The 14,500-nt window shown below is 62.9% G+C and carries 9 protein-coding genes and 2 pseudogenes; 7 read left to right on the top strand and 4 right to left on the bottom strand.

Annotation, left to right across the window (positions count from 1 at the left end):
• On the bottom strand, window positions 1-3,276 hold the full coding sequence (mscM, locus tag OKB81_RS07825) for a miniconductance mechanosensitive channel MscM (RefSeq protein WP_270662130.1): 3,276 nt from the start codon (window positions 3,274-3,276) through the stop codon (window positions 1-3).
• A 153-nt stretch (window positions 3,277-3,429) separates the two neighbouring features.
• On the opposite strand from mscM, the gene OKB81_RS07820 reads away from it, so the two are divergent.
• On the top strand, window positions 3,430-4,764 hold the full coding sequence (locus tag OKB81_RS07820; RefSeq protein WP_160837042.1) for an MATE family efflux transporter: 1,335 nt from the start codon (window positions 3,430-3,432) through the stop codon (window positions 4,762-4,764).
• Between the two features lie 87 nt (window positions 4,765-4,851).
• Here OKB81_RS07820 and OKB81_RS07815 read toward each other — a convergent pair whose 3' ends face one another.
• Window positions 4,852-5,679 (bottom strand): M23 family metallopeptidase, encoded by an 828-nt coding sequence (locus OKB81_RS07815; RefSeq protein WP_113068835.1) that lies wholly within the window; start codon window positions 5,677-5,679, stop codon window positions 4,852-4,854.
• 481 nt (window positions 5,680-6,160) lie between these two features.
• Here OKB81_RS07815 and OKB81_RS07810 point away from each other — a divergent pair, with 481 nt between their 5' ends.
• Window positions 6,161-6,943: a BPSS1780 family membrane protein gene (locus OKB81_RS07810; protein WP_045525644.1), complete on the top strand. Its 783-nt coding sequence runs from the start codon at window positions 6,161-6,163 to the stop codon at window positions 6,941-6,943.
• A gap of 61 nt (window positions 6,944-7,004) precedes the next feature.
• Here the strand turns inward: OKB81_RS07810 and OKB81_RS07805 are convergent, their stop codons facing one another.
• Window positions 7,005-7,919 carry a LysR family transcriptional regulator gene (locus OKB81_RS07805; RefSeq protein WP_109111949.1) on the bottom strand — a complete coding sequence of 305 codons (915 nt, stop codon included), beginning with the start codon at window positions 7,917-7,919 and terminating at the stop codon, window positions 7,005-7,007.
• 120 nt (window positions 7,920-8,039) lie between these two features.
• Here OKB81_RS07805 and OKB81_RS07800 point away from each other — a divergent pair, with 120 nt between their 5' ends.
• From OKB81_RS07800 to oxyR, 3 genes are all read left to right on the top strand, one after another.
• The gene (locus OKB81_RS07800; RefSeq protein WP_160837040.1) at window positions 8,040-8,897 is read left to right on the top strand and encodes a Vmh family MBL fold metallo-hydrolase; all 858 of its coding nucleotides are present in this window, start codon (window positions 8,040-8,042) and stop codon (window positions 8,895-8,897) included.
• A gap of 75 nt (window positions 8,898-8,972) precedes the next feature.
• Window positions 8,973-9,617 (top strand): DsbA family protein, encoded by a 645-nt coding sequence (locus tag OKB81_RS07795; protein ID WP_160837038.1) that lies wholly within the window; start codon window positions 8,973-8,975, stop codon window positions 9,615-9,617.
• A 129-nt stretch (window positions 9,618-9,746) separates the two neighbouring features.
• Window positions 9,747-10,643, top strand: a complete 897-nt coding sequence (oxyR, locus tag OKB81_RS07790; RefSeq protein WP_041212564.1) for a DNA-binding transcriptional regulator OxyR — start codon at window positions 9,747-9,749, stop codon at window positions 10,641-10,643.
• 70 nt (window positions 10,644-10,713) lie between these two features.
• Here oxyR and OKB81_RS07785 read toward each other — a convergent pair whose 3' ends face one another.
• Window positions 10,714-13,203 carry a penicillin-binding protein 1A gene (locus OKB81_RS07785; protein WP_010673818.1) on the bottom strand — a complete coding sequence of 830 codons (2,490 nt, stop codon included), beginning with the start codon at window positions 13,201-13,203 and terminating at the stop codon, window positions 10,714-10,716.
• 298 nt (window positions 13,204-13,501) lie between these two features.
• On the opposite strand from OKB81_RS07785, the pseudogene pilM reads away from it, so the two are divergent.
• Window positions 13,502-14,200, top strand: a pseudogene (gene pilM / locus OKB81_RS07780) (type IV pilus assembly protein PilM); the annotation flags it as partial.
• A gap of 100 nt (window positions 14,201-14,300) precedes the next feature.
• Window positions 14,301-14,423: pseudogene (locus OKB81_RS07775) on the top strand (ISL3 family transposase); the annotation flags it as partial.
• Between the last annotated feature and the right edge of the window lie 77 nt (window positions 14,424-14,500).

Below are 14,500 nucleotides of genomic sequence, written 5' to 3'. Positions count from 1 at the left end.
TCATCCCCGGCTCATCCGGATGTCGATCTGCTGATGTGGCAGATGCATGCCGACCTGGCCGAGTTTCTCCAGGATCAGGGAATGTACCTCGTGCGTAATGGGCATCCTGTGATCCATGTTGTTGACGTAGAGCCGGATCTCGTAGATGAGGGCAGAGTCGGTGAACTCGATGAGGAACACCTCCGGGGCGGGCGTATCCAGCACCAGGGTGGACTCGCGCACGCTCTGCTCCAGCAGTTGCTGTACCTGCTTGGGATTCTGGGTCAGGCCGATGCGAATGCGCAAGCGGACCCGGGTGATGGCATCGGACAGGGACCAGTTGATGAACTGCTCGGTGATGAAGGCCTTGTTGGGGACGATGATTTCCTTCCTGTCCCAGTCCACTATGGTGGTGGCGCGGGTCTTGATCTTGGTGACGGTGCCGGTGAGATCCCGGATGGTGACGGTGTCACCCAGGCGGATCGGTTTTTCGAACAGGATGATGAGGCCGGAGACGAAGTTGGCGAAGATCTCCTGCAAGCCGAAGCCCAGCCCCACGGAGAGTGCCGCCACCAGCCACTGGGTCTTGGACCAGTCGATGCCGAGCATGGAGAAGCCGGTGAGGGCACCAATCAGCAGCACGAGGTACTTGCTCACCGTGGTGAGGGCGAAGCCGGTGCCGGGGGAGAGGCTCAGGTGCTGGAGCAGGGTGAGCTCCATCAACCCTGGCAGGTTGCGGGCGGTGACCACCGTCAGGATGAAGGCGAAGACGGTCAGCATCAGATCCTGCAGGGTGATGGCGGAGAGCTGCTCGATGCCGGCCACCTTGCTGCTCACCTGCCACACCTCGATGCTGCTGAGGAAGCTGAATGCCGAGTTGAGATCCGACCATTGCACCACCACCAGCATGGTGAAGCCCAGCATCAGCAGGGTGCGCACCAGGCCGAGGGACTGGGCGCTGATGGTATCCAGATCCAGCTCGGGCTCCTCCACCACATCGGGGATCTCGGAGCTGAGATCGTCCTCTTCCCGCTCCCGCTGCGCCAGGATCTCGGCCCGCTTCTGCTTGGCGCGATCGAAGGCGAGTCGGCGGCGCTGGATCAGCATCCAGCGGTGGGCCAGATAGTAGACGAGCAGGCAGCCGAGCCCCGCCAGCAGGCTCAGCTCCAGCTGGCGCAGCAGGGTGCGGGAGGTGTAGAAGTAGCCGAACAGGGCACCCAGCACCGCCAGCAGCGGGGCCAGCATCAGGCTGTTCCAGATGAAGTGGTGCAGCAGATGGGGCTTGGTCATGTCTGCCTGACCCCAGGTGAGGGGCAGTTTTTCCCGGTTGAGGCGGGCAAAGAAGAGCAGCAGCCAGAGGGCCCCGATGATGAAGGCGAGGCGTCCCAGGGAGTCGTAGAAGGCGTGCTCCTGATAGCTGCTCGCCATGCCCTGCACGAAGAAGCTCGGGATCAGCACCAGCAGCAGGGTACGAAACTGTCCCCATACTCGCTGCACCCGCTCCTTCTGCCAGCGGAAGTGGAGGATGAGGATCCCCTTCTCCAGGGTGAGGTGGCGCGCCACCAGCAGGGCCAGCAGCAGGAACCAGATTTCACCCAGGCCCCGGGCCACCGCCACCGCGAAGGGATATTGCCAGGCGCTGTCCAGCAGGCCGTGCACCATGAGCACCATGGCGGGCAGCGGCAGGGCGGCGAGCACGGAGCGCACCAGCAACCGGCTGGTGAGGCTGAACTTGTCCTGGGTTACCTTGCCGATGCGCGGGGCAATGTACTGGCTGTATTGAATGAGGTGGCGGGCCAGTTTCAGCCAGCACCAGGCCAGTCCCAGCAGCCCGAGGCCAGCCAGGGTCAGGCTCAGGGGGTTGTTCTCGGCGATGGCCCTGGGCAGTTGCAGCCAGTTGGCCGGGTTGAAGGCAAGGCCGAGGGCGGCCGGGACGCCGAGCAGCACCGCCGGGCTCAGGGGGCGCACGTCCGGCATCCAGAACAGATGGCTGGCGCTGAGTTCGCGGATCTCGTCGATCTTGCTGTTCTGGCGGCTGTAGAGCAGCTTGAGGCGGGTCTGCTCCTGAATGAGGGTGTCGGAGGCATCGTTGAGCCGGGTCAGCAGTTGCCGCCTCGCCTTGAGCAGGTTGTCCAGCACGGCGCGCTGGGCCCTGTCCAGGGTGATGCCGTCTCCACTGAGCAGGCTGTTGCGCAGCTGGACCGGATCCTTCAGGGCATCCTGCTCGGTCTCGTACTGGTATTTGGCCATGCGCGCCTTGACGATGGCGGACTCCAGCCGCTCCAGCGGGAAGTAGGCGGGCAGATCGGCCAGCTTGCTGCGCAGGTTCTCGCCGTAGGCGTTGCTTATCTGCAACCACTCCAGCTGTTCGCGCACCGAATTGACCAGCTCGTTGAGCCCGGAGAGGGAGGTGTCCACCCCCCGTTGCTCGTCCTGCACCCGTTCAATCTGGTCCTCGAGAGCCCCCAGTTGGAGGGAGAGGGCCTGGTTTTGCTGCTGTTGCTCCTGCAAGAGGGGGAGGTCAGAGGTGAGCTGGCGGCGCAGGCGTTCGCTCTCGGCCAGGGCCTGCTTGGTCTTGTCCCGGCGCAGCTGGTTCTGCTGGGCAAGCAGACTGGTCTGCCACTCATCCTCGTCGGTGATGGCGAGGTTGAGCTCCTGCAGCTTGAGCTTGCCCAGATCGTTGCGCTGCTGGGCGGAGAGCTGCTCCAGCTCCAGCATCTGGATCCGGTCGGAGAGGCTCTGCTCCTTGAGTCGGGTGGCCAGTTGCTGGGCCTCCTGCAACCTGTCCGACTCGTTGCTGAAGCTCAGGCGATCGAGCAGGGAGCGGGTCTGGAGCAACTGCTTGCGCAACTCGTCGACCCGCAGGTGATACTCCTGGCCCGTGCTCTCCAGCTGGTTGAGGCTGTCGGTCACAGCCTGACGCTCTTTGCGCAGGTTGAGCTGGCGGTTGCTGCTCAGGCTGATGGCCTGGCGCAGGGCATCCTCCTTGAGGGAGGAGAGGGACGGGCGGGACTGGGGCTGATAGTTGTGCAGCCCCTCCTTGAGACGGGCGGACTCCTTGGGGTAGTCGATGAGGATCTGCTGGTAGGCCTTGCCCTGTTCCCGGTAGCGCTGGGCATCCCGGGCATATTGCAGCGCCTGCTGGTAGCTCTCCCGCAGTTGCTGGTTTTCCGGGGTATCCGTCTTGGGGATGCTTTGCAGCAGCTCCTCTACCTGAGTGATGGCATCATCAGCCTGGACAGCGGAGAAGGGGAACAGGCTGAGACAGAGCATCAGACAGAGCAGGCGTTGCAACATGGCGCACGTTTCCGTTCAGGAGAAGTCGCCCTAGCCTAAAGCAGGGGCCGGGGCGGGTAAAGCCCTCAAGATGAATGATCCACGGCACAAATAACGGGTGATCCGGGTCTTGTTTGGCTATTATTCTGGCCGTTCCCCTTCATTGAGCAATTTATGTCCTCCGTCGATCTGGGCACGGCCCCCCTTTCCCGCCTCTTCTTGCGTTACGTCACCCCCACGGTGGCCGCCATGCTGGTCACCGGCATCTATGTCACCATAGACGGCATCTTCGTCGGCCATATCCTGGGCCAGGACGGGCTGGCCGGCATGATGCTGGCGTACCCCATCTGCGCCGTGCTCTACGCGGTGGGGGCCCTGATCGGCATGGGATCCTCGTCGCTGGCCTCCTTCTATCTGGGCAAGGGGGAGCAGGCCAGGGCGCGCCACATCGTCGGCAATGCCCTGGTGATGGTGCTCATCGCCTCCGCGCTGCTCGCCTTCATTGGCATTCGTTACGGCAAGGCCATGCTTGTCTGGATGGGGGCGCAGGGGGTCATCTTCGACGCAGGCTTCGCCTATCTGCAGTGGTACGCCTGGCTCGGGGTGTTCGCGGTGCTCTCCATGGCCTTTACCGCCCTGCTGCGCAACGACGGGCGACCCGGCCTCACCACCTGGATCCTGGTGGGGGGCGGCGTGCTCAACGTGCTGCTCGACTACCTGCTGATGGCGGTGATCCCCTGGGGGCTGGCGGGGGCCGCCATCGCGACCATGCTCTCCCAGGCGGTCACCGGAGGCCTGTGCCTGTGGCACTTCTTTACCCCCCGCAGCCAGTTGCGCATTCGCTGGGATACCCTGGTGCCCGACTGGCGGCTGATGGGGGAGACATTGCGACTCGGGGTGTCGAGTTTTCTGATGTACCTCTACCTCTCGGTGGTGCTGGCGCTGCACAACAAGGCGCTGCTCTCGGTGGGCACTTCGCTGCACGTTGCCGCCTATGGGGTCATCAGCTACAGCGAGGCCTTCTTCTATCTCATCTTCGAGGGGATCGCCATGGGCATCCAGCCCATCGCCAGCTTCAATGCCGGGGCGGGCAACTGGTCGCGAGTGCTGCGGGTGCGCAACCTGGCATTGGGAGTGACCATGGCGGTGGCACTGTGCGGGATGATCCCGCTGTATCTGTGGCCAGAGGCAGTGGTTTATCTGTTTGCGGGGGACAATGCTGCCCTGTTGCCGGTGGCGACCCTCGGTATCTGGCTCTACTTCTGGGGGCTGCCCATGGAAGGCTTGCTGCTGGTGGGGGCCACCTACTTCCAGGCCATCAACCGGGCCCGCATCGCTTCCCAGCTCACCGGCGGCAAGCTGGTGCTGATCGGCGGTTTCCTGTGGGGCTTCTCCTCCCTGTGGGGAGTGGCCGGTGTCTGGCTGGCGCTGCCCACTTGCAGCACTCTGCTGGTCCTGGTGATGTGGCGGGCGATGAACAGGGAGGGGCGCCAGCACAGCGCTGCCTGAGATGTGGTCATGCGTCCATGAAAAAGGCAGCCTTGGCTGCCTTTTTCATTTTGAGTGCCCCTGCCTGTGGGCGGCAGGTCGCCGGCCTCAGGGCTTGAAGGCGCCGATAAAGATGGCGGGGTCGACGCGGGCGTCGTTGAGGCTGACGTTCCAGTGCATGTGGGGACCGGTGGCGCGGCCGGTGGCGCCGACCCGGCCGACGATGCCGCCGCGGGGCAGGCTCTGGCCCAGCTTCACGTCCACCTTCGACATGTGACAGAACATGCTGATGAGGCCCTGGCCGTGGTCGACGAACACCGTATTGCCGTTGAAGAAGTAGTTGCCGATGAGGATGACCTTGCCAGCGGCTGGTGCCTTGATGGGAGTGCCGGCTCCGACCGCGAAGTCGAGGCCGGAGTGGGGGTTGCGCTCCTCGCCGTTGAAGAAGCGGCGCAGCCCGAAGGGACTGGAGAGCGGGCCCTGGACCGGCTTCTCAAACAGCAGGTTGCTCGGCTGAGCCGGGCTGAAGGTCTGGTAGGCGCGGGTCTGTTCGGCAAGCTCCCGGTTGATGCGGGTCATGTCTTCGGCCAGCGGATTGACCTGGCGGCTGTTCTTGAGCTTGATGTGCTGCTCACGGTAGTGCTTGGTGCCGACCGTGAAACTCAAGGTGCGGCCATCGCTGGTGGTCACCTGATGGGGGCCGGGCGCGCTCTTGAGCGGGATGCCGACGATGGCAATCCACGTCTTCCCGTCTTCCTGTACCACCAGCACAGGCTTGTCCTGATAGCGCACTGCGGGCGCCTTGGCCCCGCTTCCCAGTGGTACCACGGCCACGCCCCCCGGCACCGGGTGGTTGAGCAGGCGGCTGATAAACCCCGGTTCGGCGTGAAGCGCAGGGCTGCCGAGCAGCAGGAGAAGAAAGAAGAGGCGGCGCATGATGGCTCCATCGGATCAGGGGGAAAGCAAGAGGGGGGAGATGATGCCACATTCTGGCGGTGCTGTCCGTCAACCGTGGGCGATAAACTCGTCGGCTGCGGCCCAGAAAGACGCAACGGACACGCCATTGCAGCGAGGTGAATGCTCTGGTTGCGGGTGCCAGCCTTCCCTTCGACCTTGCCAGCCTGAGCAGGGGGCCGCTGCGCTACCGCATCTTGGGGGCGCTCGCGAGCGACAACAGCTTCACCACCAGCCAGGCCGGGTCGCGGTGGGCATGGCCGGACAGGGGCCCTGACCCCTATTCCATTCGATACCGCCATCGCGGTACCCTACTCGGCGGCGACCCAGGTCACCGACTGCAAGATGAGGCTCTCCCCGACCCGGCTGCCGGGCCAGGTAGTACGCACCGGCCCCATCATGGTCACGGTGAGCGTGTCCTGAGGAGACGCCGCTTCGCCCCTATTTTTCGACGAGGTCAATGATGAACAGTGACAGGGCCCTGCGCCACGAACCCAAACGCCATGGTATAGGACAGGGCTGGATCTGGATCCGCACCGGATTCGACATCTTCAACAAGGGGATGGGTGCCAGCGTGGCCATGATAGTGCTCTGGTTTGTGGTGGGCATCGTACTGGATCAGCTGCCGGCGGGGGGCTTGATCTCCCAGTTGCTCTACATGGTGTGGGGGGCTGGCTGGGTGGCGGTGGCGCGGCGGGGTCACCATGGCGAGGCACTGCAATTTGGCGACTTCTTTGCCGGTTTCCGCCATCGGTTGACCCCCTTGATGCTGGGGGGCCTGATGGTGCTCGGTCTCATCATGGGGATCCTGATGATCTGCGTGTTCCTGCTGCACCAGTGGGGACTCACCGGCCTGTTGTCCGCGGATCCGGGCTCCCTGGCGCTGACCCCGGAGCAGGCACAGGGCTTCCTCGTCTGTGCCCTGGTGGGATTGGCACTGTTCGTTCCCGTGCTGATGGCCATCACCTTCGCCCCCGCCCTTATCCTCTTCCATCAGGTCGGGGTCTGGCAGGCAGCCCGGCTCAGCTTCAAGGGATGTCTGCGCAACATGTGGCCCTTCCTCTGGTGGGGGCTGCTCGGGGCCGTGCTGATCTTCTTTGGCGCACTCCTGATGCTGGTGGGCCTGCTGGTGGTGCTGCCTGCCATCAACTACTCCATCTATGCCGCCTATCACGACATCTATCTGGAGGATCAGGAGGCCGAGGAGGGAGAGACCCCGGTCAAGGCATTCGGTTTCGAAGCCTGACCGGGCACATGATGGAGCAAAGAGGGGCCGCGAGGCCCCTTTTTTGTGGGGCTCGCAGGGATCAGAGAGAGGGAGGGGCTTCCTGCCACAGGGGATCGTCCGCCATCCGCTCCACGAGAAAGTCGAGGAAGCTGCGCAGCAGGGGGGACATCTGTTTGCGGGTGCCATAAACGGCATAGACGCCGAGGCGCTTGGGCTGCCACGGGGTGAGCAGGGGGACCAGGGCGCCGCTTGCCAGATGGGGCTGAACCGAGTAGGCGGGTTGCAGGCTGATCCCCGCCCCGTCCAGGGTGGCGGCCAGCAGCAGGTTGGAGATGTTGGCGCTGAGGTTGCCGCTCACCGGGACGGATTCGGGACCATCGGGCCCCAGAAACTCCCACAGGCTCTTGCCGAAATAGGTGTAGGTGAGGCAGTTGTGCAGTGCCAGATCCTGCACCTGCTGCGGCGGAGCATGGCGGGCCAGGTAGGCGGGGCTGGCGCACACCACCGAGTGGCAGGTGCCGAGCCTGCGGGCCACCAGGTTGGGATCGAGGTCGTTGGTGATGCGCAGGGCGAGATCGATTCGCTCCTCCACCAGATTGACCGTCCGGTCCAGCAGCAGGATGTCGATCGCCGTGCCGGGGTAACGGGCCAGGTAGTCGTTCGCCGCCCCGACCAGCAGGGCTTCGGAGAGAGAGTAGCTGCAGGTGATGCGCAGTTGCCCCTTGGGGGCCTCGTCATGGCGGATGGCCAGGTGTTCCATCTCTTCCCCCAGGGCCAGCATGGCTCTGGCCCGGTTCAGCGCCTCTTCTCCCGGCCCAGTCAGGCTCAGCCGGCGGGTGGTGCGGTGCAGCAATCTGGCCCCCATCCAGCGTTCCAGCTCGGCCAAGTAGCGCGACACCATGGCGCGGGACATCTCCAGTTTCTCCCCGGCGCCGCTCAGGCTGCCCTGTTCCACCACGCAGACGAAGACCCGCAATGCGGTCAGCCTATCCATCTTGTGCCCCTATATGCTCGATTTGTGCAACAGTGATGCGCCCATTATGCGGTATTTGTATCGATGGTGATGCAATAAACTGCGCTCATTCCATTAATCCACACCGATGAGCGTTATCTGATGAACAACACACTGCGTACCCTGACCCTGAGCAGCCTCCTGATGACGGGTTCCGCCCTGGCGGCCCCCCTGACCGAGACCGTCTACAACCCCGGCGAGAAGGCCATCTTCCCCGTCTCCTCCTCACTGGTAACCGGTGACAAAGAGGCCATCCTGATCGATGCCCAGTTCGATGTGCAACATGGTCAGGCGTTGGTGGACATGATCAAGAAGAGCGGCAAGAAGCTGACCACTGTCTATATCAGTGCCGGTGACCCCGACTTCTACTTCGGTCTGGAACCCGTCATGGCGGCGTTCCCGGATATCAAGGTGCTGGCCGACCAGCATGTGGTCGACCATATCAAGCAGACCAAGGATGCCAAGCTGAGCTACTGGGGCCCGATCCTGGGCAAGGATGCACCCAAGAGCCTGACCGTGCCGCAAGTGATGACGGCCAGCCACCTGACGCTGGATGGCGAGAAGATTGACATCAAAGAGATGAACACCCCGAATGCCTACCTCTGGGCCCCTTCCATCAAGACGGCCTTTGGTGGTGTGCCGGTCTACAGCGGCGTGCACGTCTGGATGGCGGACAGCCAGTCCAAGGCCGCTCGCAGCAACTGGGTCAAGGCGCTGAACAACCTGCTGGCCCTGAAACCCGAGCGTGTGGTGCCGGGTCACTTCCTGGGAACTGCGCCCAAGGGTACCGAAGCCGTGACCTTCACCCGTGACTACGTGCAGCGTTTTGAGCAGGAGCTGGCCAAGACCAAGCACTCCGGCCAGCTGATTGAAGCGCTGAAGAAGGCTTACCCCTCCCTGCCGGTCGACGATGGCCTGGCCATCGGTGCCAAGGTCAATACCGGCGAGATGAAGTGGTAACTCCCTGACGCCTACTTCCCTGTGTTTTTTTACCGGGCCCGAGGGCCCGGTTTTTTATCCAGCCTTGAAGCGAGAATGATGATGAACGAAGCGCAAATAACCCTCCATTATGTCTATGACCCCCTCTGTGGCTGGTGCTATGGCGCCGCCCCCCTGCTGAAAGCCGCTGCCGAGATCCCGGGCCTTCGCATCGAACTGCATGGGGGGGGCCTCTGGATGGGCGCCAGGCGCCAGGCCATGGGCCAGCCCCTGCGGGACTATGTGCGTCCCCATGATGAGCGCATCCACGCCCTCACCGGACAGCGCTTTGGTGAGCGCTACTTCAACGAGCTCCTGCTCAACGAGTCGCTGCTCCTTGACTCCGAGCCGCCCATACGCGCAGTGCTGGCGGTGAGCGAGCTTGGCGGCGACGGCCTTGCCTTGTTGCACCGCATCCAGGAGACCCACTACCGGGATGGGGAATGGGTCGGTTCCCCGACACAGCTGGCAGCGCTCGCGCGGGAGCAGGGGCTGACACCGGAGGCATTCGCCCTGGCCTTTGGTCGGGTCGATCTTGTGGGCCATCTGGCCACAAGCCAGGCGTGGTTGCGCCGGCTCGGCGGGCAGGGGTTCCCGACCCTGGGATTGATGCAAGGGGAGCGCGTCGTTGCGCTGCCTGTCTCCTCCTATCTGGGAGAGCCAGCGGCGTTCGCGGATCACATTGCCTCCCTGATGGGGTGAGTCTCTCGCCCATCGCCTGTGGCTTGTCAAAGGAGAGGGAGAGGGCAGACCCGTCTGCGCGCCTCCCTTGTCCCCCGCACCGTTCTTGTGCATGCTATCGGCCTCATTGAACGGCAGGATGCAGTACCTATGAACCTTCGCGATCTCGAATATCTGGTAGCGCTGGAAGAGGAGAAACACTTTCGCAAGGCCGCGGAGCGCTGCTTTGTCAGCCAGCCGACCCTGAGTGGCCAGCTGCGCAAGCTGGAAGATGAACTGGGAGTGATCCTCATCGAGCGCACCTCCCGCAAGGTGCTGTTCACGCCCGCCGGCGATGCCATGGCCCGTCAGGCGCGCAAGGTGCTCAAAGAGGCGCGAGAGCTCAAGAGCATAGGCCAGCACTTCGCCGAGCCCATGTCCGGCGAGATCCACATCGGTTTCATTCCCACCGTGGGCCCCTACCTGCTGCCCCACATCATCCAGGATCTGCGTGAACACTTCCCCAAGCTGGAGTTCTACCTCTACGAAGATCAGACCCAAGTGCTGCTCAAGCGGCTGGAGGAGGGGGAGCTGGATTGCCTCGTGCTGGCGGAGCTGGAAGGGATGGAGGGGTTTGGCGCCATCCCCCTCTATCAGGAGCCCATGTGGCTGGCCGTGCCTCAGCATCACCCGGAGGCGAGCGCCAAGGCGGTGCCCCTGCACAATCTCAAGGGCAAGAAATTGCTGATGCTGGCCGACGGTCACTGCCTGCGGGATCAGGCGCTGGGTTTCTGTTTTGCCGCGGGCATCGGTGAGGATCAGCGCTTCAAGGGCACCAGTCTGGAGACCTTGCGCAACATGGTCGCCGCTGGCAGCGGCATGACGCTGGTGCCCAGGCTCGCCGTGCCCGCCAACCCGGAGGAGGGGGGCGTCAGCTATCGCCCGGTGATCAACCCCGTGCCGGGGCGCACCATCTCCCTGCTCTATCGTCACTACTCGGTTCGCCGCCCCTGCTTCAATGAGCTGGCGGCCCGCATCTCGAGTCTGATGAAAGCCCTGCTGGGCTGACGCAGCCCGCTCGTCATCCCGAAACAAAAACCGGCGCCTGGGCGCCGGTTTTTGTTGTTTCCAGGGGGACCTAGAAGATGTCGTCGGTGGAGACGGGACCGTCTGTGGTCGCATCGTCACCGCCATACACCTGGTTGCCATCGGAGATCTGGCTCGCGTAGCGGGTGGGCTCTGTGCCCTCTTTGAAGAACTCCTCCGTGGTACTGCCATCGGCGCGATTGGTCAGCAGACCGGTTTCACGATCGATGCGGACCTGCATGATCCCTTCGGGGACCGGCATCTTGCGCTCGGGCACCTGTTGCAGAGCCGTCTTCATGAAGTCAATCCAGATGGGCTGGGCGGCACCGCCGCCAAACTCGGCCCGGCCCAGACCGCGCTGGTGGTTGTCAAAACCGATCCAGGAGGTGGCCACCAGATTCGGGGTATAACCGGAGAACCAGGCATCCCGGGATTCGTTGGTGGTCCCCGTCTTGCCCGAGATGTCGTGACGCTTGAGGTCACGGGCTGCCCGCCAGCCGGTACCACGCCAGCCATTGCCACCCCAGATGGCGGTGGTCAGGGTGTCGGTGATGAGGAAGGCGCTCTGGGCGCTGATGGTCTGCGGTGCCATGTTGTTGGGCACGACAGGATCGATGGGGCACTGGGCCTTCCAGTCTGCCGTGGTATTGGCATAGGCATCCGCGCTGTCGAGACCGGCGGCGGCCAGCACGCCGCAGTCGCGGCAGGCGGCGGCCGGGTTGGCCTCGAACAGGGGGGTGCCGAAGCTGTCGGTCACTTCGGTGATGAAGTAGGGGGTGACCTGGAAGCCGCCATTGGCCAGCACCGAGTAGCCGCGCACCACTTCCAGCGGGGTGAACTCCGCCGCACCCAGCGCCAGGGATTCGTTGGCAGAAATGTGATCACGGGCGAAGCCGAAGCGGGTCAGGCCGTCGATATAGGTATCCAGCCCGATGGCGCGCATCAGGCGGACCGACATCACGTTCTTGGACTTGGCAAGGCCGAGGCGCAAGGTGGTCGGCCCTTCATAGATGGCGGGCGAGTTCTTGGGCTGCCACATGGGGCCCTTGGCAGGATCCCACTGGTTGATCGGTGCATCGTTGATGAGGGACGCCAGGGTATAGCCCTGCTCCAGCGCGGTGGCATAGAGGAACGGTTTGATGTTGGAGCCGACCTGACGACGGGCCTGATCGACCCGGTTGAACTTGGAGAGCTCGAAGCTGAAGCCGCCGACCAGGGCCTCGATGGCGCCGTCTTGCGGGTTCATGGCCACCAGGGCGGCGTTGACGTCGGGGATCTGGGAGAGCAGCAACTCTTCCCCTTTCTCCCTGACCCAGATCTGGGCGCCGACTTTGAGCACATCCCGCGCCGATTTCGGGGCAAAGCCCTGGCGATCGTCGGTGATGAAGGCACGCGCCCACTTGATGCCATTCCAGCCCAGTTCGGCCTGTTTGCCATTTTTGAGCACCAGGGTGGCGCTCTTGTCGCCGAGCTGGGTGACCACGGCGGCCATCAGGGGCTGATAGGTCGGCTGCTTGGCCAGATGGGCCATGATCTGCTCGTAGTCCCAGGCCGTTTCACCGGCTTTCCACAGCAAGGCGGTCGGGCCACGGTAGCCGTGGCGGGTGTCGTAGTCGAAGACACCGTCCAGCAACGCCTGATGGGCGGCGCGCTGACGCTTGGCGGTGACGGTGGTGTAGACATGCAGCCCCATGGTGTAGGCATCTTCACCAAACTGCTCCACCATCTTTTGGCGCACCATCTCGCTCAGATAGGGGGCGTTCAGCGTAGTTTCGGCACCGTGAAAACGGGCCTTGACCGGCATCTTGGAGGCTTCGTCATACTGGGCCTGGGTGATCTTGCCGGTTTCCAGCATGCGACCCAGTACCACGTTGCGGCGAGCGAAGGCGCGCTCCGGGGAGCGGATCGGGTTCAGCATGGAGGGTGCCTTGGGGAGACCCGCGATGATGGCGATCTCGTCCAGGGTCAGATCCTTGACCTCCTTGCCGAAGTAGACCTGGGCGGCCGCGCCGACCCCGAATGCCCGGTAGCCGAGGGGGATCTTGTTGAGATAGAGGGTGAGGATCTCGTCCTTGGAGAGGTTCTGCTCGATGCGCCAGGCGAGGAACACTTCCTTGATCTTGCGTACAAGAGTCTTCTCGTTGCTCAGGAAGAAGTTGCGGGCCACCTGCTGGGTAATGGTACTGGCGCCCTGACGCGCCTGGCCGGAGACGGCCCAGACGGTGGCGGCACGGATGATGCCGATGGGGTCAATGCCCGGGTGCTCATAGAAGCGGGCATCTTCGGTGGCGAGTACGGCATCGATCATGGACTGGGGAATTTCGTCCAGCCGCAGGGGGATGCGACGAATTTCGCCAAACTGGGAGATCAATTCCCCGTCCCGGCTGTAGACCTTCATGGGGGTAGCCAGTTTGACATCGCGCAGGGCGCTGACGTCCGGCAACTGGGGCTTGATGTAGAAGTAGATGCCGATGAGGCTGGCAACGCCCAGCACAGCACCCAGCATCATGACAATAAACAGGCGAACGAGCCATTTCAGCATGGAAGAACTACCAATCGTCTTAAAATTAGCCAACGGGCGCAGAGTATAGCCTTTTTACCCTCGCGGATTCGAGGTTTTCCTGTCCGCAAACAGGCGACCCCGAGAAGAGGCGGGAGGGTAGCACTCCAGGGCACAATTACCAAGGGGGCCGCAATCAAGGCCGAAAGGAGAGGGGCGTCAACTTTTGACACAAACTTTATGACATTGATAGATAGAGCATTATATTGAGTTAAGCCGTCACATCATGACGCGCTGTCCTACAATAAGTCCGAAAACCCAATAACGCATGGATGTGTATATGTTTGGGCTATTAAGTAAGGGATCCCTCGTCTCCATGGCGGGCATTGATTTTGGCAGTCAAACCATCAAGGCCGTCACCATCAGCGGACGTCCCGGCAAGGTGCACCTCGGTTCGGTTGCCGAGATCCCCATGCCAAGAGGAACGCTGGTCGACTATCAACTTCAGGACATTGAACGGGTCAGTCAGTCCCTCAAGTCGCTCAAGCGGCTCGTGCAAGGGGATTGCCAGAACGTGGCCACGGCCGTGACCGGTTCCAATGTCATCACCAAGATCATTCAGGTCGATACCAACATCAACGAGAGCGAGCTGGAGAACCAGGTTCACCTGGAGGCAGAGCAGCTCATCCCCTTTCCCCTCGATGAAGTGAGCCTGGATTTTGAAATCCTCGGGATGGCGGGCGACAACGGGCGTCAGGAGGTCCTGCTCAGTGCCGCGCGGACCGAGAGCGTCAGTGGCCGGGTCAGTGCCCTGACGGAGGCTGGCATGACGACCATGGTGGTGGATGTGGGGGCCCATGCGCTCGGACGCGCCGTGCTGGCCTGCCTGCCCGACCTGCAAACCTCGGAGAAACCGGTTGGCATCGTTGACATCGGTGCCAGCGCCCTGACTTTCGCCGCCCTGCTACGGGGCCAGGTCATCTATTCCCGGTTGCAGATTTTTGGTGGTGATCAATACAGCCAGGCATTGGCCTCTTTTTAGGTTCTTCGCGGGATCTTGGGGAAGTGGAAGTTGACAGACAGGGTGCTGGTAAACTGGCTGTCTCCAAACACACCACCACCATCACCCTGCTGTCGCCGTGCATCATATTGATATTGCCTCCTTCTGGCCAGGTTATACCGTCATCGCCCAAGCGCTTTCTGCCAACCATCACACCCTGTTTACCCTTGAGCCTCGCGCCGACTTCTTGCCCCGTTGTCGCCCAGGGCGGGATCGCACTTTGTTAATGAAATTTGAACAGGCAGATCGTCTGTGATCTAATCGCGTCTCCATGCAGGA

It is taken from the genome of Aeromonas sp. QDB56, assembly GCF_027705505.1.
GTDB classification, from domain to species: Bacteria; Pseudomonadota; Gammaproteobacteria; order Enterobacterales; family Aeromonadaceae; genus Aeromonas; species Aeromonas caviae.
Note: the sequence above shows the minus strand (reverse complement) of the source record. Positions and strands in the feature narration are given on the sequence as shown.

Excerpts from the sequence above, each read along its gene's own strand:
- mscM (WP_270662130.1), bottom strand. The coding sequence starts at position 3,276 with ATGTTGCAACGCCTGCTCTGTCTGATGCTCTGTCTCAGCCTGTTCCCC.
- OKB81_RS07820 (WP_160837042.1), top strand. The coding sequence starts at position 3,430 with ATGTCCTCCGTCGATCTGGGCACGGCCCCCCTTTCCCGCCTCTTCTTG.
- OKB81_RS07815 (WP_113068835.1), bottom strand. The coding sequence starts at position 5,679 with ATGCGCCGCCTCTTCTTTCTTCTCCTGCTGCTCGGCAGCCCTGCGCTT.
- OKB81_RS07810 (WP_045525644.1), top strand. The coding sequence starts at position 6,161 with ATGAACAGTGACAGGGCCCTGCGCCACGAACCCAAACGCCATGGTATA.
- OKB81_RS07805 (WP_109111949.1), bottom strand. The coding sequence starts at position 7,919 with ATGGATAGGCTGACCGCATTGCGGGTCTTCGTCTGCGTGGTGGAACAG.
- OKB81_RS07800 (WP_160837040.1), top strand. The coding sequence starts at position 8,040 with ATGAACAACACACTGCGTACCCTGACCCTGAGCAGCCTCCTGATGACG.
- OKB81_RS07795 (WP_160837038.1), top strand. The coding sequence starts at position 8,973 with ATGATGATGAACGAAGCGCAAATAACCCTCCATTATGTCTATGACCCC.
- oxyR (WP_041212564.1), top strand. The coding sequence starts at position 9,747 with ATGAACCTTCGCGATCTCGAATATCTGGTAGCGCTGGAAGAGGAGAAA.
- OKB81_RS07785 (WP_010673818.1), bottom strand. The coding sequence starts at position 13,203 with ATGCTGAAATGGCTCGTTCGCCTGTTTATTGTCATGATGCTGGGTGCT.